The 26,435-nt window shown below is 64.9% G+C and carries 22 protein-coding genes; 15 read left to right on the plus strand and 7 right to left on the minus strand.

Annotation, left to right across the window (positions count from 1 at the left end):
• Positions 1 to 160 precede the first annotated feature (160 nt).
• The 12 genes from ABGN05_RS05575 to ABGN05_RS05630 all read left to right on the plus strand — a co-directional run bounded on the left by ABGN05_RS05575 (position 161) and on the right by ABGN05_RS05630 (position 14,070).
• Positions 161 to 1,087: a D-alanine--D-alanine ligase gene (locus ABGN05_RS05575; RefSeq protein ID WP_367952977.1), complete on the plus strand. Its 927-nt coding sequence runs from the start codon at positions 161 to 163 to the stop codon at positions 1,085 to 1,087.
• A gap of 122 nt (positions 1,088 to 1,209) precedes the next feature.
• Entirely contained in the window at positions 1,210 to 2,001 is a 792-nt protein-coding gene (locus tag ABGN05_RS05580) for a cell division protein FtsQ/DivIB (protein WP_367952978.1), read from the plus strand.
• Complete coding sequence (gene ftsA / locus ABGN05_RS05585) at positions 1,998 to 3,308, plus strand: cell division protein FtsA (protein ID WP_367952979.1); 1,311 nt, start codon at positions 1,998 to 2,000, stop codon at positions 3,306 to 3,308. Before ABGN05_RS05580 ends, ftsA begins: the two co-directional genes overlap by 4 nt.
• Positions 3,309 to 3,373: 65 nt before the next feature.
• Complete coding sequence (ftsZ, locus tag ABGN05_RS05590; RefSeq protein ID WP_367952980.1) at positions 3,374 to 5,029, plus strand: cell division protein FtsZ; 1,656 nt, start codon at positions 3,374 to 3,376, stop codon at positions 5,027 to 5,029.
• Positions 5,030 to 5,326: 297 nt separating this feature from the next.
• Positions 5,327 to 6,277 carry a UDP-3-O-acyl-N-acetylglucosamine deacetylase gene (gene lpxC / locus ABGN05_RS05595; RefSeq protein ID WP_367953158.1) on the plus strand — a complete coding sequence of 317 codons (951 nt, stop codon included), beginning with the start codon at positions 5,327 to 5,329 and terminating at the stop codon, positions 6,275 to 6,277.
• Between the two features lie 233 nt (positions 6,278 to 6,510).
• Entirely contained in the window at positions 6,511 to 7,341 is an 831-nt protein-coding gene (locus ABGN05_RS05600) for an outer membrane protein assembly factor BamD (protein ID WP_367952981.1), read from the plus strand.
• 16 nt (positions 7,342 to 7,357) lie between these two features.
• Positions 7,358 to 9,022: a DNA repair protein RecN gene (gene recN, locus ABGN05_RS05605; protein WP_367952982.1), complete on the plus strand. Its 1,665-nt coding sequence runs from the start codon at positions 7,358 to 7,360 to the stop codon at positions 9,020 to 9,022.
• Positions 9,023 to 9,137: 115 nt separating this feature from the next.
• Complete coding sequence (gene ligA, locus ABGN05_RS05610) at positions 9,138 to 11,291, plus strand: NAD-dependent DNA ligase LigA (RefSeq protein ID WP_367952983.1); 2,154 nt, start codon at positions 9,138 to 9,140, stop codon at positions 11,289 to 11,291.
• 194 nt (positions 11,292 to 11,485) lie between these two features.
• On the plus strand, positions 11,486 to 11,914 hold the full coding sequence (locus ABGN05_RS05615; RefSeq protein WP_367952984.1) for a hypothetical protein: 429 nt from the start codon (positions 11,486 to 11,488) through the stop codon (positions 11,912 to 11,914).
• Positions 11,911 to 12,573, plus strand: a complete 663-nt coding sequence (locus ABGN05_RS05620; RefSeq protein ID WP_367952985.1) for a hypothetical protein — start codon at positions 11,911 to 11,913, stop codon at positions 12,571 to 12,573. Before ABGN05_RS05615 ends, ABGN05_RS05620 begins: the two co-directional genes overlap by 4 nt.
• A gap of 5 nt (positions 12,574 to 12,578) precedes the next feature.
• Positions 12,579 to 13,607, plus strand: a complete 1,029-nt coding sequence (locus ABGN05_RS05625; protein WP_367952986.1) for a vWA domain-containing protein — start codon at positions 12,579 to 12,581, stop codon at positions 13,605 to 13,607.
• 235 nt (positions 13,608 to 13,842) lie between these two features.
• Positions 13,843 to 14,070, plus strand: coding sequence for a hypothetical protein (locus ABGN05_RS05630; RefSeq protein WP_367952987.1), 228 nt, complete (start codon positions 13,843 to 13,845; stop codon positions 14,068 to 14,070).
• A gap of 8 nt (positions 14,071 to 14,078) precedes the next feature.
• Here the strand turns inward: ABGN05_RS05630 and ABGN05_RS05635 are convergent, their stop codons facing one another.
• The 3 genes from ABGN05_RS05635 to ABGN05_RS05645 all read right to left on the minus strand — a co-directional run bounded on the left by ABGN05_RS05635 (position 14,079) and on the right by ABGN05_RS05645 (position 17,633).
• On the minus strand, positions 14,079 to 14,828 hold the full coding sequence (locus ABGN05_RS05635) for a sulfite exporter TauE/SafE family protein (protein ID WP_367952988.1): 750 nt from the start codon (positions 14,826 to 14,828) through the stop codon (positions 14,079 to 14,081).
• A gap of 103 nt (positions 14,829 to 14,931) precedes the next feature.
• Positions 14,932 to 15,516 (minus strand): NUDIX domain-containing protein, encoded by a 585-nt coding sequence (locus ABGN05_RS05640; protein ID WP_367952989.1) that lies wholly within the window; start codon positions 15,514 to 15,516, stop codon positions 14,932 to 14,934.
• A gap of 68 nt (positions 15,517 to 15,584) precedes the next feature.
• A complete protein-coding gene (locus ABGN05_RS05645) occupies positions 15,585 to 17,633 on the minus strand; it encodes an elongation factor G (protein ID WP_367952990.1) in 2,049 nt (682 codons plus the stop codon).
• A gap of 311 nt (positions 17,634 to 17,944) precedes the next feature.
• Between ABGN05_RS05645 and ABGN05_RS05650 the strand changes: the two genes are divergently transcribed.
• Positions 17,945 to 18,592, plus strand: coding sequence for an SH3 domain-containing protein (locus ABGN05_RS05650; RefSeq protein ID WP_367952991.1), 648 nt, complete (start codon positions 17,945 to 17,947; stop codon positions 18,590 to 18,592).
• A gap of 86 nt (positions 18,593 to 18,678) precedes the next feature.
• Here the strand turns inward: ABGN05_RS05650 and ABGN05_RS05655 are convergent, their stop codons facing one another.
• The 3 genes from ABGN05_RS05655 to ABGN05_RS05665 form a co-directional block, all read right to left on the minus strand.
• Positions 18,679 to 19,995 (minus strand): alpha/beta hydrolase family protein, encoded by a 1,317-nt coding sequence (locus tag ABGN05_RS05655; RefSeq protein ID WP_367952992.1) that lies wholly within the window; start codon positions 19,993 to 19,995, stop codon positions 18,679 to 18,681.
• Positions 19,996 to 20,112: 117 nt separating this feature from the next.
• Entirely contained in the window at positions 20,113 to 21,990 is a 1,878-nt protein-coding gene (locus tag ABGN05_RS05660) for a putative bifunctional diguanylate cyclase/phosphodiesterase (protein WP_367952993.1), read from the minus strand.
• A 96-nt stretch (positions 21,991 to 22,086) separates the two neighbouring features.
• Positions 22,087 to 23,289, minus strand: coding sequence for a pyridoxal phosphate-dependent aminotransferase (locus ABGN05_RS05665; RefSeq protein WP_367952994.1), 1,203 nt, complete (start codon positions 23,287 to 23,289; stop codon positions 22,087 to 22,089).
• Between the two features lie 184 nt (positions 23,290 to 23,473).
• Here ABGN05_RS05665 and ABGN05_RS05670 point away from each other — a divergent pair, with 184 nt between their 5' ends.
• Positions 23,474 to 24,397 carry an EAL domain-containing protein gene (locus tag ABGN05_RS05670; protein WP_367952995.1) on the plus strand — a complete coding sequence of 308 codons (924 nt, stop codon included), beginning with the start codon at positions 23,474 to 23,476 and terminating at the stop codon, positions 24,395 to 24,397.
• Between the two features lie 94 nt (positions 24,398 to 24,491).
• Complete coding sequence (locus ABGN05_RS05675; RefSeq protein WP_367952996.1) at positions 24,492 to 25,310, plus strand: EAL domain-containing protein; 819 nt, start codon at positions 24,492 to 24,494, stop codon at positions 25,308 to 25,310.
• An 18-nt stretch (positions 25,311 to 25,328) separates the two neighbouring features.
• Here the strand turns inward: ABGN05_RS05675 and ABGN05_RS05680 are convergent, their stop codons facing one another.
• Positions 25,329 to 26,234 (minus strand): NAD(P)-dependent oxidoreductase, encoded by a 906-nt coding sequence (locus ABGN05_RS05680; RefSeq protein ID WP_367952997.1) that lies wholly within the window; start codon positions 26,232 to 26,234, stop codon positions 25,329 to 25,331.
• Between the last annotated feature and the right edge of the window lie 201 nt (positions 26,235 to 26,435).

The raw sequence follows: 26,435 nt of genomic DNA on the forward strand, positions 1-26,435 counted from the left end.
TTGCCGAACGAAGACTTGCCACCGAATCCACTCTCTGATTCCCTGTCTTCAAGCGTTTCCTGATTGAGTCGGCGGCGTATCCGGCCGGGGGATTTCCCCTGGAAGGGCGGACTCTACCCGGAGACGGCGAAGTTTCGGCCGGAGAGGGGATTGCCGGTAGATGTCGAAAAAACACGTGGCCGTACTGATGGGGGGCTTTTCGTCAGAGCGGCCTGTGTCTCTCGCCTCAGGCAAGCCGTGCGCCGACGCCCTCGAAGCCGAAGGCTACGAAGTGACGCGCATCGACGTCGCGCGCGACGTCGGCAAGGTGCTGGCGGATCTCGCGCCGGACGTGGCCTTCAACGCGCTGCACGGGCCGTTCGGCGAGGATGGCACGATCCAGGGCGTGCTCGAATACCTGCAGATCCCCTACACCCATTCCGGCGTGCTCGCGTCGGCGCTCGCCATGGACAAGGACAAGGCAAAGAAGATTGCAAAAGCCGCCGGCATTCCTGTCGCCGAGTCGCGCATCATGAACCGCTTCGCGATCGGCTCGTCCCACCCCATGAAGCCGCCCTACGTGGTGAAGCCGGTGAGCGAAGGTTCCAGCTTCGGGGTGGTGATCGTCAAGGAGGACCAGTCGCATCCGCCGCAGGTCATTGGGTCGTCGGAATGGAAATACGGCGACACGGTGATGGTGGAGCGATTCGTGCACGGGCGCGAACTGACCTGCGCGGTCATGGGCGACGTGGCGCTCGCGGTGACCGAGATCGTGCCCGTCGGGCATTCCTTCTACGACTACGACTCGAAATACGTGCCGGGCGGATCAAAACACGAATGCCCGGCAAAAATTTCACCAATTATTTACCAAAAAATACAGACACTGTCCCTTAAGGCGCATCAAGCCATCGGCTGTCGGGGAGTGTCCCGGTCCGACTTCCGCTACGACGACCGCTTTTCGGAGAATGGCGAGCTCATCTGGCTGGAAATCAATACACAGCCTGGCATGACGCCGACGTCGCTGGTTCCGGAAATCGCCGCGCAAGCGGGGCACAGTTTTGGTGAGCTCTTGAGTTGGATGGTGGAGGACGCGTCGTGTTTGCGGTGAGATCAGCCGATCTCCGAGCTCCTGTCGCCAGGTCCGGCGCAAGGACCGGTCGTTTTTCCGGTGTGCTGCCGCGCGTTCTGCGGCGGCCGTTCCGCGTGCTACTGCGTGCGGGCGTTTCGGACATGCACGTGCCCGGATATGCCGCGCCGCTGATGACGGGTACGCTGCTGGCCGCGACCTGCCTCTACGGGATGACGGTCGGCGGCCACTGGCCGCAGTTCCTCCAGACCATGACCGCCTACAGCGGCTTTGCCGTGACCGACGTGCGCATTTCGGGAAACAGCGAGACTTCCGACATCGACGTCCTCGAAAAGCTCGATCTGAACGGATGGACATCGCTGGTCGGACTCGACGTGGACGCGGCGCGCGACCAGGTTGCGTCGCTTCCATGGGTCCAGTCTGCCACCGTCCGCAAGGTCTATCCGGATTCGATCGAGATTTCGGTCGTCGAGAAGACACCCTACGCCATCTGGCAGCACCGGAACGATCTCGTGCTGGTCGAAGAGACGGGCGAACTCATCACGCCGTTCCGCTCTGGCCGCCACTCCGATCTGCCCCTGGTGGTCGGCGAGGGCGCCGCCGGCAAGGCACAATCCATCGTGGCGCGCGTCGCCGAGCATCCGGCGCTCGCGTCGCGGGTCGCAAGTTATGTCAGGGTCGGCAACCGCCGCTGGGATCTGCGTCTTTTGAACGGCGTGACCGTGAAACTCCCCGAAGAAGGCGCCGACGCCGCGCTCTCCTATCTGGCCGATACCGAAGAAGCCACTGGCCTCCTGTCGCGGGACGTGGTGGCGGTCGACATGCGCCTGGAGGACAGGCTGGTCGTCCAGCTGACGCCCGAAGGGCTGAAGCAGCGGACCGAGGCGGTGAAAGAAATGATGAAGCCGGTCAAGGCTGCCGGGCGGCGCACATGAGCTGGCTTGCGGGAACCCACTCCGCGTCCACGCGCCGGTCGGGCATCGTTACCGTGCTCGACATCGGTTCGAGCAAGATCTGCTGCATCATCGGCAGGCTGAAGCCCGGTGAGGGCAGCGAACTCATTCGCGGACGCACCCACCAGGTGCGTGTCATCGGGATCGGGCACCAGAAGTCCCAGGGGGTGAAGTCGGGCGTCATCGTCGATCTCGACCGGGCTGAACAGGCGATCCGTCTTGCGGTGGATTCCGCCGAGCGTATGGCCGGACTGACCGTCGATTCCCTGATCGTCAATCTCTCGGCGGGCCGGCTGAGCAGCGACATTTCGACGGCCACGATCAATCTCGGCGGCCACGAGGCGGATACGTCGGATATCCGCAAGGTGCTCGCGGCGGGCGCCAAGAAGGCATTGCAGGCCGAGCGCGAACTGGTCCACTCGCTGGCGGTCGGCTTCTCGCTCGACGGGGAGAAGGGTATCCGCGATCCGCGCGGCATGCTGGGCGAGACGCTGGGCGTGGACATGCACGTGCTGACTGCGGATGCCGCGCCGGTGCGCAACATCGAACTGTGCATCAACCGCTCGCATCTTTCCGTCGACCGGATGGTCGCGACCCCTTACGCCAGCGGGCTCGCCGCGCTCGTCGACGACGAGGCCGAGCTGGGCGCGGCCTGCATCGACATGGGCGGCGGCACGACCACGATCTCCGTCTTCGCGGAAGGCAAGTTCGTGCATGCGAGTTCGCTCCCCATCGGCGGCATCCACGTGACGCTCGACATGGCCCGCGGTCTGTCCACCGGTGTCGAGGTGGCCGAACGGTTCAAGGTCATGCACGGGTCGGCGCTGCCGACCGGCGCCGACGACCGCGACGTGGTCAACGTGCCGCCCGTGGGCGGCGACGAATCCGACGTTCCGCTGCAGGTGCCGCGCTCGGTGATGACACGGATCATCCGCGCCCGCATCGAAGAGACGCTCGAACTCGTGCGCGAGCGCCTGCACCGTTCCGGCTACGGCCCGACGGTCGGCAAGCGCGTCGTCCTGACCGGTGGCGCCAGCCAGCTGACAGGCCTGCCCGAGGCGGCCCGGCGTATCCTCGGCCGCAACGTGCGGGTGGGGCGCCCGCTCGGCGTGGCAGGGCTTCCGGAAGCGGCCAAGGGACCGGCGTTTTCTTCGGCCGTCGGGCTGATGATCTATCCCCAGGTGGCTTCGTTCGAGAGCAGCCGCGTATCGGGTTTCCTGCGTATGCGCGCCACGGGCACGGGTGGACGGCTGGGGCGCGTGGGTCAGTGGTTCAAAGAGAGTTTCTAGTTTCGAGGGGCTAGCCCCAGGCAGCCGCGCGGCGATGCGGCGAGAAAGGCAAAAAGGACGAGGACATGACGATCAATCTTCAGAAGCCGGACATCACCGAGCTCAAGCCCCGCATCACCGTTTTCGGCGTCGGCGGCGGCGGCGGCAACGCAGTCAACAACATGATCACCGCGGGTCTGCGCGGCGTCGAGTTCGTGGTGGCGAACACCGACGCCCAGGCGCTGACCATGTCGAAAGCCGAAAGGCTGATCCAGCTCGGCGCGCACGTGACCGAAGGCCTCGGGGCCGGCTCGCAGCCGGAAGTCGGGCGCGCCGCTGCCGAGGAATGCATCGACGAAATCGTCGATCACCTGGCCAGCACGCACATGTGCTTCGTCACCGCGGGCATGGGCGGCGGAACCGGCACGGGTGCCGCCCCGGTCGTTGCCAGGGCTGCCCGCGAGAAGGGCATCCTGACCGTCGGCGTCGTCACCAAGCCCTTCCACTTCGAGGGCCAGCGCCGCATGAAGACGGCCGACAACGGCATCGAGGAGTTGCAGAAGAACGTCGATACCCTGATCGTCATTCCCAACCAGAACCTGTTCCGCATCGCCAATGACAAGACGACCTTCGCGGACGCCTTCTCGATGGCCGACCAGGTGCTCTACTCGGGCGTGGCCTGCATCACCGACCTGATGGTGAAGGAAGGTTTGATCAACCTCGACTTTGCCGACGTCCGTTCGGTCATGCGCGAGATGGGCAAGGCGATGATGGGCACGGGCGAGGCGTCCGGCGAGGGCCGCGCGATGGCCGCCGCCGAAGCAGCGATCGCCAACCCGCTGCTCGACGAATCCTCGATGAAGGGTGCCAGGGGCCTCCTGATCTCGATCACCGGCGGTCGCGACCTCACCCTGTTCGAGGTCGACGAGGCGGCGACCCGTATCCGCGAGGAAGTGGACCAGGACGCCAACATCATCCTCGGCGCCACCTTCGACGAGGAACTGGAAGGGGTGATCCGCGTGTCGGTCGTTGCCACCGGCATCGACAAGAAGGCGCACGAGATCGCTGCCCATCCGATCGAGATCCGGCAGCCGCCGAAGCCCGCGCCGCGCCCGGTTCAGGCCGAATCGCGTCAGGCCCCGATTCAGGCGGCCCCGCAGCACGTTGCCGAGCCCGCCGCGTCGCACCAGGCCGCCGAATTCGACCCGGTCGCCGAAGCCATCCGCGAGGCCGAGCGTGCGCCGATGCGTGCACCGGCGGCGTCCGCCGACGACTTCCAGCCCCAGAGCAAGCTCTTCAAGGCAGCGGCGCCCGAAGCCCATCTGCGTCCGGCGCCGCAGCCCGCCGCGCCGATGCAGCAAACGGAAACGGCACCCTCTCAGCCACGCATGCCACGCGTTGAGGATTTCCCGCCGCTGGTCCAGGCCGAGCTCCAGGCTCAGGCCGTCAGGCCGGAAGCGGCCGACGAGCGTGGTCCGATGGGGCTGCTTAAGCGGTTGACCACCGGGCTCAGCTCACGCAAGGAAGAAGAGCCGGCACGGCTGAAGGCGGCCGCGCCGCGCGAACCGCAGCTCATGCAGCCCGCTCCCGAGCCTCGCCGGGCGGCGTCTTCGGACGCACAGCTCTACGCGCCGCGCCGCGGCCAGCTCGACGATCACGGGCGGCTCGTGCCGGCCGGAAGGGCCACCCAGGAAGAGGATCAGCTGGAGATTCCCGCCTTCCTTCGCAGGCAGGCGAACTGAGCCTCCGACAAGGAAAGGCGTGACTGTAACAAACGACGCAGGCTGACTGACGAACCGGTCAGCCTGCAGATGCAATTAATGAGCGTTTTCAGCTTCTTGCTAGACTATGCTCATGCGGCGTGCTCGTTACATGGGGTAAGAAACCGTGATTTGGCGACTCTCTGCCCGGCCTATATCTTCCGCTTCGAGTAATCTGCGGTGCGCAGGGCATTTCGGGGATTGGGCGTCCTGCGCATGTACGAGAACAAGAAGCCGCGGCTTTCCAGCCTTTCAAGCGGTCCGGAATTGGGCGGGGTCATGGGAATAGATTTGCACGAGTATCAGACGACCATCAACTCGCGCGTGTCGCTCTCGGGTACGGGCGTTCATGGCGGCAGGGCCGTCACCATCCACCTCAATCCGGCCGATGCCGATACCGGTGTGGTGTTCAACTGCATGTCGGACGGCGAACTGGTCCGGGAGATTCGCGCGCTCGTGTCGGAGATCGGCGGTACCGACCTCTGCACTGTGCTGGGCGATCCCTCCGGGCTGCACGTCGCGACGGTCGAGCACCTGATGGCCGCACTCTTCGCGCTCGGGATCGACAACGTCTCGATCGACATCGACGGCAACGAGGTTCCGATCCTCGACGGTAGTAGCCAGGACTTCGTCGACGCCATCGAGCAGGCGGGCATCCGCACCCTGGCCGGCAAGCGCCGATTCATCCGCATCCTCAAGCCCATCCGCATCGAGAAGGGCGGTTCCTGGGCGGAGTTCCTCCCCTATGACGGCACCCGCTTCGAGATCGAGATCGAGTTCGAAAGCAAGTCGATCGGGCAGCAGCTCTATGCCGGCGACATCGAGGCCGAGACCTTCAAGCGCGACATCGCGCGCGCCCGCACCTTCGGTTTCATGAAGGACGTGGAACGCCTTTGGGCGGCTGGTTATGCGCTTGGCTCGTCGCTTGAGAATTCCGTCGTCATCGGCGACGACGACCAGGTCATCAACATGGAAGGCCTGCGGTTCAAGGACGAGTTCGTGCGCCACAAGACGCTTGACGCGATGGGCGACCTCGCGCTTGCCGGCGCGCGTTTCATCGGCTGCTTCCGGTCGTACCGCGGCGGGCACAAGCTAAACGCCGCGGCGTTGCGGCGCCTGCTTTCGGATCGTGGTGCGTTCGAGATCGTCGAGACGACACGCCGCAATCGCGGCCGCAAGGCCGAAATGATCGCGGTCAGCGCTCCGGTGTTTGCTCCCTGGGCCCTTTGAGGCTCAGCCGGGCAAGCGGCGAGACGGCCGATACGGCGTACCGGGTCATCGTCCGGAGTTAGTGGGCAGTTTGACCGCCGCGCATTCCCGCCACAAAATAGCGCGAATGCGCGGCGATAGCGTTGTCGGCGGAGCGCGGCTGTGATCTATGGCGGTCGCCCCGCCGCCTTCCGGGGGCCAAGGGATTCGAGCGACGAATGAACGCGACACGAAGTGCCGTCAGAGGCGGGTGGATGAGACGGGCAACGCTTGCGGCGCCATTTGCGGTGCTGTCGCTTGCGCTCGCGGGATGTGCCGGGGAAAAGGACATCGACCTGACGAGCTACGTGCAGGACATCGAGCCGGCCGACACACTCTATAACCAGGGCCTCGCCAATCTCGAAGCGGGCCGCATCAAGGAAGCCATCGCCAAGTTCGAGGCGGTCGATCGTCAGCATCCCTATTCCGAGTATGCGCGCAAATCCATGGTGATGACCGCTTTCGCCAACTACCGGCGCGGGAACTACGAGGACTCGATCAATACCGCCAAGCGCTACGTCGCACTCTATCCGTCGAGCGAGGACGCCGCCTACGCGCAGTACATCGTGGGGCTGGGCTACTACCGGCAGATCCGCGACGTCACCCAAGACCAGGCGGAAGCCCGCCGTACGGTCGAAGCCATGGATGAGGTGATCACGCGCTGGCCCGACTCCTCCTATGTCGAGGATGCCAAGGCGAAGAAGCGCTTCGCCCGAGACCAGCTTGCCGGCAAGGAGATGCAGATCGGGCGTTACTACCTGGAGCGGCGCGAATATGTCGCCGCGGCCAAGCGGTTCCGCAACGTGGTCGAGGTCTATTCCGACACGCGCCACGTCGAGGAGGCGCTGGCACGCCTGACGGAGACCTACTACGCGATGGGGCTCGCGTCGGAGGCGCAGACGGCTGCGGCGGTGCTTGGCCACAACTACCCCGACAGCCAGTGGTACCGCGATTCCTACAAGCTTCTTCAGACGGGCGGCCTGGAGCCGCGGGAAAACAAGGGCTCGTGGATTTCAAAGGCCGGAGCCGTCCTGCTCGGCACCTGATGGCGGCAGGCTAGCGATGCTGGTCCAACTGTCGATCCGCGACATCGTGCTGATCGAGCGGCTCGACATCGAATTCGCGCCGGGGCTTTCGGTTCTCACGGGCGAGACGGGTGCCGGCAAATCCATTCTGCTCGACGCGCTGTCTCTGGCTCTCGGCGGGCGCGGCGACGCGTCGCTGGTGCGCCACGGCGCCACCCAAGGGCAGGTAACGGCCGCTTTCGACGTTCCGCTCCATCATCCGGCCCGCAAGCTGATTGCGGACAACGCGATCGAGGACGAGGGCGACATTCTCCTTCGGCGTGTTCAGAACGCCGACGGCCGGTCGCGCGTCTTTGTCAACGACCGCCCTGCCAGCGTGGCCCTGATGCGCGACGTCGGGCGGGCGCTGGTCGAGATCCACGGCCAGCACGACGAGCGCGCCCTGGTCGATCCCGGTGCCCATCGCGACATTCTCGACCAGTTCGGCCGGCACGACACCGAAGTCTCCGAGACGGTGCGCTGCTGGGATGCCTGGCGGCAGGCCGAGGGCGACCTTGCGCGCCATCGGGCGCGCGTCGAGGCGGCAGCGCGCGAGGCCGACTACCTGCGGGCCTCCGTCGCCGAACTCGACAAGCTCGATCCGATGGACGGGGAGGAGACCGAGCTTGCCGGCCTGCGGTCCTCGATGATGAAGGCGGAGAAGATCGCCGCCGAGATCGGCGAGGCGCAGGAACTCTTCGCCGGCAACGCGTCTCCCGTGCCGCTGCTCGCGAGCCTGGTGCGGCGTCTGGAACGCAAGTCCGCCGAGGCGCCCGGGCTTCTGGAGGAGGTCGTAAGATCGCTCGACGAGGCGCTGATCGCGCTCGACGCGGCGCAGACTGGCATCGACGCGGCGATGCGCGCGACAGAGTTTGATCCAAAGCGCCTGGAGCAGGCCGAGGAGCGGCTTTTCGCGCTGCGGGCCGCTGCGCGCAAGCACAACGTCACCGTCGATGCGCTGCCTGACCTGCGGGCGCGCATGGTCGCCGACCTCACAGAGCTCGACGCGGGCGAAGAACGGCTCGCCTTGCTCGAGAAGGCGGCCGCGGAGGCGCGCACGCGCTACGACGCGGTCGCGGCGGCACTCTCGGCGCTGCGGCGGGAAGCCGCCGCGTCACTCGCCGACGCGGTGATGGCAGAACTGCCGGCGCTGAAGCTGGAACGGGCCGAGTTCATCGTGGAGATCGCCACCGAGGCGGACGACCGCCGTGAGGAGGGTATCGACCAGGTGGAATTCTGGGTCCGCACCAATCCCGGCTCGCGGCCCGGCCCGATGGCGAAGATCGCGTCCGGCGGCGAGCTGTCGCGCTTCCTCCTGGCGCTCAAGGTCGCGCTCGCCGATCGCGGTTCTGCGCCGACGCTGGTCTTCGACGAGATCGACACCGGCGTGGGCGGCGCGGTGGCCGACGCGATCGGTGCGCGGCTGGCGCGGCTTTCCGAACGCGTCCAGGTACTGTCGGTCACCCATGCGCCGCAGGTGGCAGCGCGCGCCGCGACGCATTTCCTCATTTCGAAGTCCGGCGGCGCCGATCGCGTCGCCACCGGAGTGGCGCAACTGCCCCGCGCGGCACGCCAGGAGGAGATCGCCCGCATGCTCGCCGGTGCGACGATCACCGAGGAGGCGAGGGCGGCCGCCGGACGGTTGCTTCAGGAGACGCAGTAGGGGTCGTTCCCGTCGGCAGTTGTCAGCATCGTTGGTCTGTCGAGCACCGCTACTTGAACCCGAGCCCCGTGGCTGGGCATAGTCCAGCGCCAATCGCAGCTCCGGAACTTCCCGCATGACCACGCCAGCCAAGCCGATCGACGCCCTGACAACGGAGGAGGCCGCGGCCGAACTGGAGCGCCTAGCGGGCGAGATCGCCAGACACGACCGGCTCTACCACCAGAAGGACGCGCCGGAGATTTCGGACGCCGACTACGACGCCCTGCGGCAGCGCAACGCCGAGATCGAGGCGCGCTTTCCCGAACTCATGCGCGAGGATTCGCCCTCCAAGGCGGTAGGCGCGGCTCCCTCCGCGACATTCGCCCCGGTGCGGCACGAAAAGCCGATGCTGTCGCTGGACAACGTGTTCTCCGACGAGGACGTGGTCGATTTCGTCGCCTCGGTGCGCCGTTTCCTGGCGCTTCCGGCCGAGGGCGAACTGGTCTTCACCGCCGAGCCCAAGATCGACGGCCTGTCTATGTCGCTGCGCTACGAGAAGGGCAGGCTGGTGACGGCGGCCACGCGCGGCGACGGCACGACGGGCGAGAACGTGACCGCCAACATCCGAACCATCGGCGAAATCCCCGACGAACTGCCGGCGGACGCGCCGGACCTGATCGAGGTGCGCGGTGAGGTCTACATGCGCCGCGACGACTTCTTCGCGCTCAACCAGCGCATGGCCGAAACCGGCCAGGTCTTTGCCAATCCGCGCAATTCCGCTGCGGGAAGCCTGCGGCAGAAGAACCCGGACGTGACGAAGTCGCGGCCGCTGAAATTCTTCGCCTATGCCTGGGGAGAGACGTCGGCGCCGCTCGCGAAGACCCAGTACGAGGCCGTGCGGCGTCTTTCGGAATGGGGCTTCGTCGTCAACGACCTGATGGTGCGCTGCGGCTCGCTGGAGGAGATGCTGGCGCAGTACCGCCGGATCGAGGCCATGCGCGCGACGCTGCCTTACGACATCGACGGCGTCGTCTACAAGGTCGACCGGCTCGACCTGCAGGAACGCCTCGGTTTCCGCTCGCGCTCGCCGCGATGGGCGACCGCGCACAAGTTTCCAGCCGAGAAGGCGACGACCGTCTTGGAGAAGATCGACATCCAGGTGGGGCGCACCGGCGCCATGACGCCGGTGGCACGGCTGAAACCCGTAACGGTCGGAGGCGTGGTGGTGACCAACGCCACGCTGCACAACGAGGACTACATCCGCGGTTTCGGCAACGACGGCCAGCCGATCCGCGAGGGCAGGGACATCCGCGAGGGCGACACCGTCATCGTGCAGCGCGCGGGCGACGTTATCCCGCAGATCCTCGACATCGTTCCCGAGATGCGACCGGCGGAAGCGAAGCCGTACGAGTTCCCGCACAAGTGCCCCGTCTGCGGCAGCCACGCCGTGCGCGAGGAAGGGGAAGCTGCGTGGCGCTGCACCGGCGGGCTGATCTGCGCGGCGCAGGCGATGGAGCGCATCCGCCATTTCGTCTCTCGCAACGCCATGGACATCGAGGGGCTGGGCGAAAAGCAGATCGAGTTCTTCTTCAGCCACTCGGACGAATCGCTGCGCATCCGCGAGCCCGCCGACATCTTCACCCTGAAGGACCGTCAGTCGCGCTCGCTGACGAAACTCGAGAACGTCGACGGCTTCGGCGAGGTCTCCGTCAGAAAACTCTTCGCGGCGATCGATGAGCGCCGGCGGGTGCAGCTATCGCGCTTCCTCTTCGCGCTCGGCATCCGGCACATCGGCGAGACCAACGCCAAGCGCCTGGCGCGGCATTTTCTCTCCTTCGAGAAGCTGCGCGAGGTGGCCGAGACCGCCAAGATGCCGGAGGGCAAGGGCGACCCCGGTAATGAGGAATGGCGTGAGATCGTCGGCGTCAACGGGATCGGCTCTATCGTGGCCGAGGCGCTGGTGGATTTCTTTGCTGAGGACCACAACCGCGACGCGCTCGATGCGCTGCTCAAGCAGGTCACCCCGGAGGACGAGGAACCCATCGGCGAGATCTCGTCACCCGTCGCGGGCAAGACCATCGTCTTCACCGGATCGCTGGAGCGCATGTCGCGCGACGAGGCCAAGGCCATGGCTGAGCGCCTCGGCGCCAAGGTCGCCGGCTCGGTCTCGAAGAAGACCGACCTCGTCGTCGCTGGCCCCGGCGCGGGCTCGAAGCTGAAGCAGGCAACTGATCTCGGCATCGAGGTGATCGACGAGGACGCCTGGTTCGAGCGGGTGGGAATGGGTTGAGGCGAATTTCACCCAAAGCACTGCGTGGCCGGAAGGATCTCTCGATGCGTTCGGTGTGAGAAGGCCACTATTGCATATTCAAAGTTGTATGATTACGATTGCACTACCAAAAGTTGGTGGGGTGCGCGGTGTCTGCAAACAGCTTCGACGTTCGAAACGCATTCGCTCATCTACTCATTATAACAATCGAGCTGTTGCTGCTCTTCGTACAGTACCAGCGCGCGGAAATTTTCGCCTTCGACGTTCTTCCCGAGTTCGCCGACGTGCAATTCTTGTTCCTCTACGGGAGTCACTACGTTGGAATTTTGTGGGTCGTACTCGTGATACTGTTTACTTACGTTTTCTGGGAGCTTGTGCTGAAGCTTCAGGAGCCAAAGATACTCGGAAAAGGCAGGCTTATTCTTTACGCTGCGATGATAGTGGGCCTGTTCAATGCACTGGTCGTCGTTGGCGAGTTCATATTTTTTTCCAAGCTGATCGACAGCGGAAACACCAGCTCACTTGATACCGTACTGGCGCTAATCATCGGCGCGATCGGAGTCGGCGCGCACCAGATCACCAGCCTATGGATCATGAAGCATGTGATTCGAAACTTCTGGTTGCCAAAGGAGAGCGCTACGTGATCACTAAACCCTTGATCCTCGCACTGTTCTTCGCCGCGTTCGCACCAGCAATCGCCTCGGCGGAAGAACTCCTCGTTCAGGTCGTCGTTGATGATTCCGGCGTTACCCATGATGAGCGCGACCCGCAGGGCAAGTCGAACTTCAACCGGTTCCTAACAGAGTTCTTTAATGCGCTAGCCCGAGCCCACAGGCGCGACCGCCAAGCTACCACCATTCGCGTCATCTCGGCAAAATCGCCGCCGCTGACGCTGTGGTCCGGCTATGCCTCGGATTTCGCCCGCGATGGCATACACGGCAAGGCGATGAAGGACCTCGTCGGCAACAAGCCGTCGGGCTGCAACGACATACCTACCGCGCTCGAGGAGGCGCAGGTAAACCTTGCCATGTCGGGGAGCGCTCGTAACACGCTCTATTTAATCACCAGCGGCGTGCATTCCGGACAAGGGTGTACAGAACTTACCCAGGACGGCTACGTCAAGCTCGTTGAAAGCGTAGACGATGCCATGGTCCAGAGCCTCGGCGCGGCATCGGAAAAGTTCGATCAAGTTTCAGTTCAGTTTCTGGCAACTACGCAGCGTCGGCTGATGGCGCAGAAACTCTCGGACAGGGCGGTGGCGCGCGGCTTGCGCGCTCAGGGAGAGTCCATCAGGCTGGAGTGATTGCCATGACACGCTTCGTTCGCGTGATCCTCGTGCTCCTTGTCGTTGTCCCATCCGTTCATGCGCAGGACTTTTCCGCACCCCGGTACGGTGGTTTCGAAGGTGCGGGCGGAAGAAGCGGGGGACCTTTTTTCGCCTACGATCCGCATGAAGCAGCAAACCAGTTGGAGTTCTTCTTTCAGCCGCCGGCGCGAAAGATGTTCCACGACGCAGGTGACAACGTCTATCTGTTTCCGCCTATGTTTCCGGCCGGTACCTATTTCGCGGTGCTACCATCCGTACCAGCCTTCATCGCCACTGCGAGCGCTGCTTCGTTCCAGGCGTACCGGGTCGGTGATCACTACGTGCTGGCAGACCGGAAATACGAGATCTTCTCGGCGCACCGGGTGGGGGACCGCATCTTCTTCCTTGCGCGGGACGACTCAGGTGCTTTTGTACGGCTCACCGAGCACCACCTCAGGATATTCGACGGTGCCGGCAACGAAATTGCAAGCGCGATTGAAGACGATCCCGACAAGAACATCTCCTTGCTAGTGGACCGCAGCGGTAGCATGGACGGATTCGACCAGGATGTGACAACCGCGATCCGAAATTTTTCGTCGCTCAAGGTCGTGTCTGCGAAGTGTGGCATCTACGAGTTTGGGTCGGAGGTATCGCAGTTGCCAGGGGCTTTCCAGACCACTTGCGACGATGCTTTGGCTCGCTACACAATGTCGCCTGCGGAGGGAGGAACGGCACTCTACACCGCCATGGATCGCGCCTATCGCGGCATGCTGAACCTCGACGGTCTTTCGGTCATTGTTATTCTCTCAGATGGGCGACCCGGCGACGGCCCGACGCCAGAACTCCTAGAATACTCGAAAAAATTTCCGACATTCGTCTTGTGGGTGGGCGATCACACACAGGACTACATCGCGGCCTATTCGACCGCCCATGCCGTCTCTACCTCGGCATCGGTGCAGGAGATTGAGGACTTCTTTAATTCAGTTGCCTTTAGCCTGCATGGACACCAAGCTATTCGTATTGCTCCGTGAGAATCTGGCAACCAGGGTATAAGTCTGCCTACCTGCGATCTATCCGCGGTTGTATGCTTGAGGAGGTTTCACGGTAGGCGCGGGCTCGAAGCTGAAGCAGGCGACGGACCTCGGGATCGAGGTGATCGACGAGGATGCCTGGTTCGAGCGGGTGGGGGCGCCAGGGGCGTGACGGTCGCAGGAACCGCCCCTTCGCGTCGGCGTTGCTCCTTCATTCGAACGATGGAGCAAACCGATGAAAACCCGGACTTACCTGACTGGCATCGTCAGCCTGATGGTCAATGCCGTGCTGTTTGGCGCTGGCGTGGTCGTCGTCCTTTCGGTGCCTGCGCTCAGCGAGCATGCCATCTACCTCATACCGGCCGTGGTGGTGGCCAGCTTCATCCTAACGCCGTTCATCGCCTGGAAGATCGCGCCGCGAATGCGCCTGAGCTACTGGAAAGAGCGCGAAAACGCGGCCTGAGCGACCGTTCACGCCAGCGCGTCGAACAGGAGCTTGATCGCCAAGACCGCGAGGATCGCGAGGATGACGCGATCGAGTGCCTGGGGCGACATGCGCCCGGCGAGGCGCGCGCCGAGCGGCATGGCGAGCGACACCGGCAGCAGGGCGAACAGGCTGTAGAACACCTCGCCCGGATGGATGAGCCCGGTCGCTTCCGCCACGCCGATCTGGATCAACGAGAAGGTGACGAATAGCGTCGAGATCGTAGCGATGAAGGTCTCGCGCGGAAGCCGAAGCGCGTTCAGGAAGGTGATGCTGATCGGAGCCGAGAGCCCAGCGGCGCCTTGCAGGATGCCGGCTGCCGCACCCGCCGGGGCAGAGAGCCATTCGCCGGTGCGCATGGGAAGCTGCCAGTGCGGGCGGGCCAGCCGAAGCACAACATAGACGGCGACGGCGATCGCCACGCCGAGCGACAGGATGCCGGCATCGAGAGATTTGAGCGCCAGCGTCCCGAGCGCCGCCCCGCCCACGCCGCCGATGAGGAACGGCGCCAGAAAACGCCCCGGCAGCAGCCGCGAGCGGAAGCGCCAGGCCTGCCAGGCATTGGTGAGCAGGTTCGGCGCGAGCATCACGATGACGGCGAAACGGACGTCGAAGAAGGCGGCGAGCGCCGGCACGGCCAGGATCGGCGCGCCGGCGCCTGTCGCGCCCTTGAGGATGCCGCCGCCGGCCAGGCAAACGGCGATCACCAGGATCTCTGCGATCAGTTCGATGCTCAAGGCGTCTCCGCTAGGCCGGGGATAAAGAACAGGACGGGATTAGACAAGGCGGCCGGAGCGGTTGTGGCGCACAGGTATTCGCTGTCGTGGCGTGACGATTGGATCAGGGCTGGAGGGGCGCCCCGCGAAGCTTCAGATGCTGTATCAGGATGATCGTCTTGCCGTCGATGATCCGTCCATCGAAACAGGCCGCGTATGCCTCGTCAACCGTCATCTCCAGCACTTCGAGATCCTCGCCCTCGTGTTCGGAACCGCCGCCCGACGAGACCCTGTCGGCGTGCGAATAAAGCCCAGTGAAGAACCAGATGCGCTCCGAGACGCTTCCGGGCGACATGTAGGGCGAAAAGAGCAGCTCGATGTCGCGCAGCCTGTAGCCGAGTTCCTCCTCCGCTTCTTTTCGGATGCATGTCTCGGGATCGTCTCCCTCGAGCTTGCCGGCGCATGCCTCGATCAGGGGCTCGGGATGGCCGGTGACGAAGGCTGGAAAGCGCAGCTGGCGCACCAGCAGGACCGTCGAGCGGGTCGGGTCGAAGGGCAGGATCACGGCGCCGTCGCCGCGGTCGTAGACCTGACGGACCTGTTCCTCCCACCTTCCGTCGAAGCGCCGGTAGGCGATGGTGTATTTCGTCAGCACGGCCCAGTCGTCCGACAGAACCTGCTCGTCCAGAATGCGGATGCGCTCGCTCAAGGGCTACTCCTCACGGTGCGCGAGGAGTAGCCTTGATCACGGCACCAGGCAATCCGCGAAAAGGCCCGTCACGCGGCCTTGTTGCGGGCGTTCATCACCTCGTCGGCCTGGCGGCCCGCGAGTTCGGCCATATGGTCGAACGTCGCCCGGTAGGTGGCGACGCCGGCGGTGGCGGAACGCAGTTCCACGATCAGGTCGCCGATCTCCGACTGCGGCATCAGGGCCTCGACGACGTCCCAGCCGTCCCAGCCGGGGCGCGCGTCGAAGCCTAGGATCTGGCCGCGCCGCTGCGGCAGGATCGCGGTGACCTTGGCGGTGGAATCCGAGGGGGTGAAGACCTCGATCTTCATCACCGGCTCCAGGATCACCGGCGAGCAGGCCGGCATCGCCTCGCGCATGGCGAGCTTCGCCGCCATCTGAAAGGCCATGTCGGAGGAATCCACCGTGTGGTAGGAGCCGTCCGAAAGATTGACCGCGATGTCGACCACCGGAAACCCGAAGGTGCCGGATTTCAGGAAATCGCGCACGCCGCTTTCCACGGAGGGGATGTACTGCTTCGGCACGACGCCGCCGGTGATCGTGTCGGTGAACTCGAAGCCCGAACCGCGCGGCAGCGGCTTTATGTCGAGGACGACGTCGCCGAACTGGCCGTGCCCTCCCGACTGCTTCTTGTGACGGCCGCGCTGGCTGGTGCCCTTGCGGATCGTCTCGCAATAGGGGACGCCCGGCCGGGACGACTGGACCGTGATCTGGTACTTGCTGTCGAGCCGCTCGGTCGTGACGCGAAGATGCATCTCGCCATGGCCGGAGATGACCGTCTCGCCCGTGTCCTGGTGTTCAATGATCAGCGAGGGATCTTCCTCGGCCAGCTTCTGCAGCGAGGCGGAAAGCTTGACCTCGTCCTTCCGCTCCAGCGGGCGCAGCGCGATCGCATAGACCGGCTCCGGTGCCGACCGTGGAGCCAGGGCCGCCGGCGGCGACTTTCCCGCCGCGAGCGTGTCGCCGGTCCTGATGTCGTCCAGCTTGCCGAGCGCGACGGTCTCGCCTTCGCCGGCCTTCGGGAGCTTCGTCTGATCGCGTCCCAACAGCCGGTAAAGGCCCGAGATGCGGGCGCTGCGGCCGTCGGAGGTGACGATCTCGGTGCCGTCGGCGATCTCGCCGGCGAGCACGCGCGCAACCGACAGCTTGCCGCCATGCGGCGTATGGATCGTCTTCATGACCTGCAGGATTGTAGAGCCGCCTGGCTCCAACCCAAGGCGCCCGCGCGTGGCGGCGGCGTCCGGCGCATCATGCCGGATTGTCTTCAGGAGGCGCAGGATCCCGTTGCCGCGCTCCGCGGAGCCGATCAGGACCGGGATGACCGCACCGTCGCGCAGATCCGCCGCCAGATCGTCGAAGATCTCGTCGCGCGGCGGCTCGATCTCGTCGAGGAGTTGCTCCATGAGCACGTCGTCGTGGTCAGCGAGCCGCTCGAGCATGGAGAAGCGAGCCTCGATCTCGCGCGCCTTCTCGTCGTCGGGAATGGGCGCTATCTCGCTCTCGGCGTGCTCGCGATAGATGTAGGCGCGCTCCAGGGCGAGATCGATCGAACCGACGATCACCCCGTCCTTGCGCAGCGGGATCTGGCGAAGGAGCAACGGCGTGACGCTCGCCGGCTGCAGCATCTTCAGCGTGTCGCGCACGCCTTCCGTCGACTTGTCGACCTTGTTGAGGAACAGCACGCGCGGAATGCCGAGTTCGTCCAGCGTGCGCATGATGAGTTGCAGGGCGGGGATCTTCTTCTCGTCAGGCTCGGCGACCACCACGGCCAGATCGCAGGCCGCCAGTACGGGTTCGGCCTCGTAGGCGAATTCGATGGAACCCGGGCAGTCGATGAAGGTCAGGCTCTCGCCCATGAACTCCGTGGTCGCGACACAGGCCTCGACGCTCATCTGGTGCGCGCGAGCCTCGGCGGAGCTATCGCCGACCGTACTGCCGGAGGATACGGGGTTCTGGCGCTGGATGGCGCCGGTTCGGGCCAGAAGGGCCTCGAGAAGCGTTGTCTTGCCGCTAGCGAAGGGACCGACAATGGCGATGCATTTCGGTCCCGTGCGTCTGCCTCCGGCGCGATTTCCCATTTGGACGACCTCCTCCTCACGTTTCTTCGTGAGCGGCGGCCGGCCTCCCGGCCGTCGCGCGCCGGGTCTCGATGGCCCGGCTCCAGACATCGTCACACGGGTTTCACATCGTGACAAGGGTGATTCGGGGATACGGCGTCCTCCGTCGCCGCGGTCCAACAATGACAGAGGGCCCGACGGGCGGAGGTCATTTTCATTGGCCCGCTGCGCGGATTGATCCCGATCAAGTACGTCACGGCACAATGTTGCCTAACGTTCATCTCATCATCCGTCCGTCAATGGGCGCAACAGTATTTGGAACGAGCCCCGTCATGAACGTGCTTCTGACATCCCTGACCACAAGGCTATGGCCCCGCCTTAAGGTCCTGTTCGCCGCATGCGCTCTTTCGGCCGGGTTGCTGACGGCAGGACAGGCGGGAGCGACCCCCGCGGTGACCGACCGGGCGGTCAACCTGCGAACGGGACCTTCGACGGGATATCCGTCCATCGCCGTGATCCCCCGCGGCGACTACGTCGAGGTCAACGCCTGTCTGGAGAGCAGTCCGTGGTGCGACGTCGACTGGCGGGGTGTGCAAGGCTGGGCTTACGGGCGCTACCTGCTCTATACCGGGGCAAGATACCGCTACGTCCCGATCTACGACGTCTACCGCTATGTTGGGATCGGAATCTACATCGGGCGACCGATCATCTATCCGCGCTATAGGAAATGGCACCGGCGGCCGCGGTATGATGGACCGCCGCCAGGACCCGGTCCGCGTCCCCCGCGGTATCCGATCGTGCGCCCGGGTCCCTGGCCGCGGGTCGAACCCGTGGAGCCCGTGCCGGACATGCCGGTTCCGGAAATGCCGGATCCGGGACCACCCATCATCGGGGACCAACCTCGTCCCGGACCACGGGTCGGCCCGGGCATCGAAGACCAGCGGCCTTGGCCGGACGCACCGATGGGCGGCATGAGGTAGTCCGGGTCCCGGCGACGTCCGCCCGCGAACTCGCGGGCGGATCGATGTTGCAGGCTCCGATCGAGGAGGAGCGAGCGACTGCCCTCTCAGTCAGCCGCCGGCATGGCGTGCATGAGGCTCAGCCCCTTCGCGGTGCGGTCGCTGAACCCCTTCCAGTAGGTGTGCTCGGGCTTGAAGGACTTGTCCTCGTTGACAGCCCAGACGCCGTCCTCTGCATTCTCGACGAGCTCGAGATAGGCGTCCATGCTCTCGTCGCCCTTGAGTTCCCTGCCCAGGAAGGCGGTGGCGAAGTGCTGGGCGATGTTGTTCATGCGCACCGTGTCCCAGACCGGGTCGGCGTAGTGATCGAACGGCGCCCAACCGAGTTTTTCCGAGACTTTCCACGATTCGGCGGGCGCTGGCATCGGTGCCGCTGCGTTGTGGTTGGCGTTCTCGAAGGTCAGGAGATAGCGGTCTGAACTGACGGCCTGCTCGTAGATAGCCTTGATGCCTTTTTCGTAGCCCGACACGTCGTCGACGCTTCCGGCGACGAAGAACATCGGGATCTCGATGCCCTTGAGGCCCTCGGCGTCCCAGAAGCCGCGCTCCATGCCCCAGGGCGCAAAGACGATCGCCGCCTTGTAGCGCGGGTCCGGAAGCGCCTCATGCGTCGCCGATCCGGCCTGATGGATCGCCAACGTGCCGTCGGGCGCGCCCCATTCGTACTTGGTGCTCGCCTCGGTCACCCCGCCGCCCGCGGTGATCACCGCGCCGTATCCGCCCATGGAATAGCCGACGAGCCCGGCATTCGAGGCGTCGGCGATCCCATTCAGGAAGCTTGCGGCATCCTTCGACAGACGATCCATCTCGTTCAGGACGAAGATCTGGTCGAGGGACCGGTTGACCAGCGTGGAGCCGAACTTCGCCTGGTCGTTGTAGGTGGAATCGGTGTGGTCGATGGAGGCAACCACATAACCCTTCGTGGCAAGGTTTTCCGCCAGGTGGCTGAGGAGGAATCGGTTTCCCGGATAGCCGTGCGAAATGACGACCAGCGGCCAGGCGCCTGTCTCGGCCTTCTTCGGCGCCGCATCGCGTACCGCGCGTCCCTGCAGCGAAACCTGCGTGACGCCGTCGCGCAGGAAGACGCCTTCATAGGTGCCGCCGACGGCGTCGCCCTCGGCCGGATACCAGACCTCGATCGTCAGCGGGCGGTCGTAGTGCGGATGTGGCTTGCCGGCCTCGACGTTGAGGATGTCGACCTGATCCTTGTTTACGAGTTCGATCGTGCGCACGCCAATGGCGTGCGAGCCCGGCGCGGCGAGTTCGGGTGCGTCCGGACGCACCCGGTCGATCCTGTTTTCCTGTGCCATCGTGCTCGTACCCATGGCGCCGACGATGAGCGCCGCGACGAGGAGTGTTTTCATGTTCCTATCCCTTCTTGCCATGCCGTGAGACAAGTTTTTTCTACACACGGGTTGTAGCACGGGAGTGACGCGAGGGGGTGTCCCCGACGGCGACAGCCGCCGGATCGGAAGCCGGCGTCAGCCGCGGGCGCGCAGCGGCAAGTCCGGACGCGTCAGGACGGGATGGGAGCGCTGCGCAAACCGCAGCAGCAAGTCCGTCGTCACGGAGGCGTGGACGGGGCGCGAATAGCGGTAGCCCTGTCCGAGCACGCAGCCGAGCGAGAGCAACCGGTCGGCCTGCTCGGCCGTCTCGATCCCTTCGGCGACGATGCGCATGTCGAGCTTGCGGGCTACCTCGACGAGCGCCTGCACGATCGCGAGGCTCGGCCTATCCGCGACGATGCGATCGACGAAGGACTTGTCGATCTTGATGATGTCGACGGGAAAGTCGAGAAGGTGGGTGAGCGAGGCGTGGCCGGTTCCGAAATCGTCCAGCGCGATGCGCATGCCCTTCGAGCGGAGCCTCTCGGCCGCCCGTGCCACTCTGTTGTCGCTGCCGCCCATGTAGACGTTCTCGTTCACCTCCAGGATGACGTGCCGCAAGGGGACGTCCGCCGCGGCGAATGCCTCTTCGATGCGCTCGTCCAGACAACCGGCGCGGAAGTCCGTTCCGGTGACGTTCACACCGACGTGCTGAAAGGGGATGCCCATGTCCAGCCAGCGGCGCACGTCCGCGGCGACTTCCCGGAGCATGTGATCCGTCAGCCTCGACGCAATGCGCGCGTCGGTCATTGCGTCCTGGAACTCGCCCGCGGCGAGAATTCGGCCGTCCTGTCGCCGCATCCTCGCCAAGGCTTCGAGACCGATGATCTCGCCGGTGTCGATGCGCACGATGGGCTGATAGGCGGAGAAGACGCGTCCGTCCGAGAGAGCCTCGTCGAGGTCGCGGATCGACTGGATGCGTTGAGTTGCCCCGGTCCGCATTGCCGGCTGGAATTGTACGAAGCTGCCGCGGTTTTCGGCCTTGCCGTGATAGAGGGCGAAGTCGGCGTTCTGGCAGAGGGTCTCGGCGTCGTGGCCCGCCCCTTCGAAAAGCGCTCCCCCGATCGTGACGAAGGGGGAAATCGACTGTCCGTCGAACGCGAAGGGATGCCGCAGCAACTCGATCAGGCCCCGCGCGGCCTCGGACATCTCGGCCTCCGTTCCGCAGCCCGGCAGCAGCACGGCGAACTCGTCGCCGCCCAGTCGATGCGGTTCGACCGCCGGACCCGCCTGGCGAAGACGCTCCGCCACCGTGCGGATCAAGGCGTCGCCGCCGGCGTGGCCCAGCGTGTCGTTGACCTCCTTCAGATGGTCGAGGTCGATCAGGAGAAGCGCGAACGGCCGGGTATCGGACTTCGACAGGTGTCCGACGCGGCGCAGGAAACTCGCGCGGTTCGGAAGCCCCGACAGGAGGTCGGCATAGGCCATCTCGTGCATGCGGCGAGCAATCTCGTCATGCTCGATCGCGATGGCGCAGAGCTGGGAACAGCGCCTGACGACTTCGTGCTCGAGATCGCTCGGGCCTCGCGGCGTACGGAAGTAGAAGGCGAAGGTGCCGATGATGCGGCCGTCGCGTGCCTTGATGGGGCTCGACCAGCAGGCGCGAAGGCCCATCGGCAAGGCCAGTGCCTTGAAGTCCTCCCAGCGCCGATCGGTCGCGATGTCGATGGCTTCGACGGCCATTCCGAAATAGGCCGCCGTTCCGCAGGACCCCACGTAGGGTCCGATCCGGAGACCCTCTATCGCAATCGTGTAGTGAGCGGGCAGGGAAGGACCGGCCAGCGTCGAGAGTCGGCCGTCCTCGGTGACCCTCAGGATGGAGCAGATCGCCTCCGGCGCGAGGCTCTCCGCATGTCGGCAGAGCGCTTCCGCGATCATCGCTAATGGTTCGCGGAACGCGATCTTTTCAATGAGATCACTCTGGAGGTCGATCAGCGAGATCGACGCTCCGTCAGCGAATTCGCCCGCCAGCATCGTTCGTGCCTCGCAATCGCCACTTCAGGTGGTATGGCCCCATGCCCGTTAAGGAAGGGTCAAACCGAAATGAGCGAATTGAGAGGACGAACCGCTTTACATCAGGGATGCCGTGAAGCGCTGGATGCGGATGCAGGATTCCTCCAGCAGTTCCTCCGACGTGGCGTATGAGATGCGGAAGTTGGGGCCGAGGCCAAACGCCGAACCGTGGACGACGGCCACGCCCTCGGCTTCCAGGAGTTCGGTGACGAAATCCTGGTCGTCGGTGATGACCTTGCCCGACGGACCCTTTCGGCCGATCACGCCGGCACAGGACGGGTAGACGTAGAAGGCGCCTTCCGGCACCGGGCACTTGATGCCGGCGGCCTGGTTCAGCATCGACACGACGAGATCGCGCCGGCCCTGGAAGATCGCCTTGTTCCTGGTGACGAAATCCTGCGGTCCGTTCAGTGCTTCCACCGCGGCCCACTGCGCGATGGTGCAGGCGCCCGAGGTCTGCTGGCTCTGGATGGTGTCCATCGCCTTCATCAGTTGCGCCGGACCGGCTGCGTAGCCGATGCGCCATCCGGTCATGGCGTAGGCCTTGGAGACGCCGTTCATGGTCAGCGTGCGGTCAAGCAGGGCGGGCTCCACCTCGGCGATGGTGTGGAAGGTGAAGTCGCCATAGGTCAGGTGTTCGTACATGTCGTCGGTGAGCGTCCACACGTGGGGATGCTTCAGGAGAACGCCAGCGAGCGCGCGAAGCTCCTCCCTGGTGTAGGCGGCGCCCGAAGGGTTGGACGGCGAGTTCATCACCAGCCACTTGGTCTTCGGCGTGATCGCCTTTTCCAACACTTCGGCGGTCAGCTTGAAGCCGTTGTCGATGGTGGTGTCGGCAAAGACGGGCGTTCCGCCGCACAGCAGGACCATTTCGGGATAGCTCACCCAGTAGGGCGCAGGGATGACCACCTCGTCGCCCGGGTTCAGCGTGGCCATGAAGGCATTGAAGAGGATCTGCTTTCCGCCGGTGCCGACGATCGTCTGCGAGGGAGAATAGTCAAGATTGTTCTCGCGCTTGAACTTCGCGGCGATCGCCTCGCGCAGGGGAACGATGCCGGAGACCGGCGGATACTTTGTCTCGCCGCGGCGTATCGCGTCGATCGCGGCGTTCTTCACGTTGTCGGGCGTATCGAAATCCGGTTCGCCGGCGCCGAGGCTGATGACGTCGCGGCCCTGCGCTTTCAGTTCCCGGGCCTTCTGCGCGACCGCGATCGTTGCGGACGGCTTTACGCGGGAAAGGGCATCGGCAAGGAATGCCATGGCTCGGATCTCCTGATGCTGGCGAATGTGCTGCCACTGCGGCGGGTTCCTATTGTCCCAACGGCGGTGGCATCGCAAGACGAGGAAGAGAATTTGCGGCCGGAAGTGCGAAAAATCTCATACATTAACCGGACGAAAAAGCTTATGCGCTAAGGGAAGAGCTTCCTGGTACCGGAGAGCGGCCTTGTCGCGCAGTTCAGGACTGGCCCATATCGTACGGCAGGACGACGGCACCGTGGCCGGCGTGTGGGGCGTCTATGTTCTCAAAAGCGCATTCCAGCCCATCTTCGCCTTTCAGGGCGGCAAGGTCGCAATCGCGGCCTTCGAGGGACTGATCCGGCCATTCCGGGAAGGCCAGCCGGTCTCGCCCGGACTGTTCTTCCGCTCGGTCCCCGCGGTGGACCGGTTCCACGTCGAGACGCTGACGCGGACGCTGCATCTTCTCAACGCGGGCGCTTGCCTCGATCCGGCGGCCACGATCTTCGTCAACTTCGATCCGTCATTGTTCACCGACCGCGAGGTCGTCGATGTCGCGATCCGCGAGATGCGTCTCGTGCTGCATGAGGCGGGCCTCCACCCAGAGCGCATCGTCTGCGAGGTGACCGAGCAGAAATCGGCATCTACCGAAACCTTGCGTCAGTTCGTGGCGTCGCTGCGGGCAAGCGGTTTCCGGATCGCGGTGGACGACTACGGCGCTGATGACTCCGATATCGCGCGCATCGAGGAACTGCGTCCCGACATCGTCAAGTTCGATGCCCACTGGATCACCCACCTGATGGAGTCCGGTCCGGGCTTCGCGCTCCTGAAGGCGATGGTTGATACGTTCGCCGGGCGCGGAATCACCACCGTCTTCGAAGGCATCGAGGAAACCTGGCAGCTCGAGCTCGCCGAGAGATCCGGCGCTTCGATGGTGCAGGGCTACGTTCTCGCCCGCCCCGAACTCGCACCGACCAGCTTCTCCGTCTTCTCGCGCGACGGAAAGCCGTCCGCGGACGCGGGGAACGGTCACGCCGTCGAGCGAAAGGAACCGCGGATAGGAATAGGAGACGGCGGCTTCCGCCCGCAGGCACGCGCCTTTGGGCGCCGGACCCGCGGATCAGCCACCTGATGGAGCGTGCCGACCGACCTACGGTCGTCCGGCCGGCCGCGGCCCGCCTGCAAGACCCATGGCGGCGGACGGTCGCCAACCGGCGGGGCCTCGCTTGAGCAGCGAACTTGCAGTCCATGTCGACGAGGTCGGGATCGTCTTCGGGCGTCACCGCGAATTCTTGCTCAAGAGCAGCTATCAGCTCCTCTTTCGCGTGGATGGGGATTCGCTGGTGCCCTTCGCGTGCGAGGCCCTGGCAATCGCCTTCACGCGGGGCCGGGCCGTTCCAGCCCAGCAACTCTTCGCACGCGTGGAGCCGGCGCGCCGGGAAGCGCTGGAGCAGGTCTGCCGCATGCTGCACTTCCGGAACTATGCCAACATCGGCATTCCCGGCCTGGAGTTTTTCTTCAACGTCGACCCGGGCGTGCCGCTGCCCGATCCCGGGCACATCGAGTGGCTGGTGCGCGAGACGCTTCCCGATCCGTCGCTGGCGGTCTGCGAGATCACGGAAGGCGCGGGCGCCAGCCGCGAGCGTGTAGGCGCATTCGCAGAAGACCTGAAGCGCATCGGGGTGAGACTCGCCGTCGACGATTTCGGCGCGGGCGAATCGACGCTGGATCGGGTCCGCCTGATCGAGCCGGACACCGTCAAGATCGACGCCGGCTGGTTCCGAGCCGCCGCCCGGAATCCGGAATCGTCCGCCCTGCTGCCGGATCTCTTCGCCGGATTCCGGGGACTGGGATGCCAGGTGCTCGTCGAGGGTATCGAGACCTCGGCGGACCTTGCAGCCGCGCTCGCCGCCGGCGCGGACTTCCTTCAAGGCTACTATCTCGCGCGTCCGGCGCTCGCCGGCACCATCTTCGACGACACGCCACTTGGCATCGGCGTTCTGCTCGACGAAAACGTTCAGCGGGTCGCAGCGAACAGCCGCTGACGGACGAACGCTGCGAGCTCAGCTCCCGGAACCCGCCAGCGAGATCCCGTTCAAGCCGGCGATAACGTCCGAAAGCATGGGAACGTAATCCTCTGCGTGCCCGGTGCCGACCGCGAGCGCGAAGGAGTTCCGCGCGGCGGCGCCCATCGGATTGGACGAGCCTGTGGCGTTCGCGAAGGCGGAGAGATAGCTCAGGTCCTTGAGCGCGTTGCCGAGGGTGAATTTGTGCGCGTCGCGGTCGCGCTCCAGCACGTACTTGAAGAAGGTCTGGTAGAAGCCGCAATCCATCCGGCCGCCGCTGATGACGCTGTCAAAGACCTGCGGCGTGAGGCCAGCCTTCGCGCCCAGCGCGAGAGCCTCCGAATAGATTGCGGCGTAGCCCAGGGAAATGAAGTTGTTGAGGAGCTTCATCGTGTGCCCGCTGCCCGCCGGGCCGGTATGGACGATCTTCTGCGCGAAGGTTTCGAGCACGGGACGGACCCGCTCGAAATGCTCCATCTCGCCACCGGCCATGACGTCCAGCGTTCCGGCCTGTGCTTCCTTGGGCGTGCGCGAAAGCGGCGCGTCGACCAGCGCCATGCCCTTGCCGGCGAATTCGGCAGCGAGGCGGATGGTGGAGGAGGGGTCGGAGGTCGAGCAGTCGCAGACCAGGATCGGCCTGCCGGCGCTGACGAGTCCGGCCGGGCCGTTGACGATCGCCTCGACCTGGGCGCTGCCGGTCACGCACAGTACGACGATGTCGCATTTTTCCGCGAGTTCGCGGGCGGACGCGGCTTCCTGCGCGCCGCGCGCCCTGAGGTCTTCGGCCGCCTCGCGCCGGCGGTGCGCCAGGATCGTGAGCGGAAAACCCTTTTCCAGGATGTTCTTCGCCATTCCGTGGCCCATGAGTCCCACGCCGACGAACCCGACCGATACCTTCTCCATCGTTCACTCCTCTCCGTACAATTCCAGAAGGATAGGAGCTTTGCGAGCCGCTTGTCATCCACCGAACAACCGGAGGGCGGAGAAAACACGGGGAGCGGACATGAAAAAGGCGGGGACCGACCCCGCCTTCGATTTCGTGACGGCCCGGCGCACTGGTCGCGCTACCGGTCCATCTTCGAGTTACGCTGCGATCCCAGCCCG

The sequence above is a fragment of the Aquibium pacificum genome, assembly GCF_040839445.1.
In the GTDB taxonomy this organism is placed as follows: domain Bacteria; phylum Pseudomonadota; class Alphaproteobacteria; order Rhizobiales; family Rhizobiaceae; genus Aquibium; species Aquibium pacificus.

Excerpts from the sequence above, each read along its gene's own strand:
- recN (WP_367952982.1), top strand. The coding sequence starts at position 7,358 with ATGCTGGTCCAACTGTCGATCCGCGACATCGTGCTGATCGAGCGGCTC.
- ABGN05_RS05580 (WP_367952978.1), top strand. The coding sequence starts at position 1,210 with ATGCACGTGCCCGGATATGCCGCGCCGCTGATGACGGGTACGCTGCTG.
- ftsA (WP_367952979.1), top strand. The coding sequence starts at position 1,998 with ATGAGCTGGCTTGCGGGAACCCACTCCGCGTCCACGCGCCGGTCGGGC.
- ABGN05_RS05625 (WP_367952986.1), top strand. The coding sequence starts at position 12,579 with ATGACACGCTTCGTTCGCGTGATCCTCGTGCTCCTTGTCGTTGTCCCA.
- ABGN05_RS05680 (WP_367952997.1), bottom strand. The coding sequence starts at position 26,234 with ATGGAGAAGGTATCGGTCGGGTTCGTCGGCGTGGGACTCATGGGCCAC.
- lpxC (WP_367953158.1), top strand. The coding sequence starts at position 5,327 with ATGGGAATAGATTTGCACGAGTATCAGACGACCATCAACTCGCGCGTG.
- ftsZ (WP_367952980.1), top strand. The coding sequence starts at position 3,374 with ATGACGATCAATCTTCAGAAGCCGGACATCACCGAGCTCAAGCCCCGC.
- ABGN05_RS05575 (WP_367952977.1), top strand. The coding sequence starts at position 161 with ATGTCGAAAAAACACGTGGCCGTACTGATGGGGGGCTTTTCGTCAGAG.
- ABGN05_RS05660 (WP_367952993.1), bottom strand. The coding sequence starts at position 21,990 with ATGCTGGCGGGCGAATTCGCTGACGGAGCGTCGATCTCGCTGATCGAC.
- ABGN05_RS05655 (WP_367952992.1), bottom strand. The coding sequence starts at position 19,995 with ATGAAAACACTCCTCGTCGCGGCGCTCATCGTCGGCGCCATGGGTACG.
- ABGN05_RS05630 (WP_367952987.1), top strand. The coding sequence starts at position 13,843 with ATGAAAACCCGGACTTACCTGACTGGCATCGTCAGCCTGATGGTCAAT.
- ligA (WP_367952983.1), top strand. The coding sequence starts at position 9,138 with ATGACCACGCCAGCCAAGCCGATCGACGCCCTGACAACGGAGGAGGCC.
- ABGN05_RS05665 (WP_367952994.1), bottom strand. The coding sequence starts at position 23,289 with ATGGCATTCCTTGCCGATGCCCTTTCCCGCGTAAAGCCGTCCGCAACG.
- ABGN05_RS05645 (WP_367952990.1), bottom strand. The coding sequence starts at position 17,633 with ATGGGAAATCGCGCCGGAGGCAGACGCACGGGACCGAAATGCATCGCC.
- ABGN05_RS05600 (WP_367952981.1), top strand. The coding sequence starts at position 6,511 with ATGAGACGGGCAACGCTTGCGGCGCCATTTGCGGTGCTGTCGCTTGCG.
- ABGN05_RS05650 (WP_367952991.1), top strand. The coding sequence starts at position 17,945 with ATGAACGTGCTTCTGACATCCCTGACCACAAGGCTATGGCCCCGCCTT.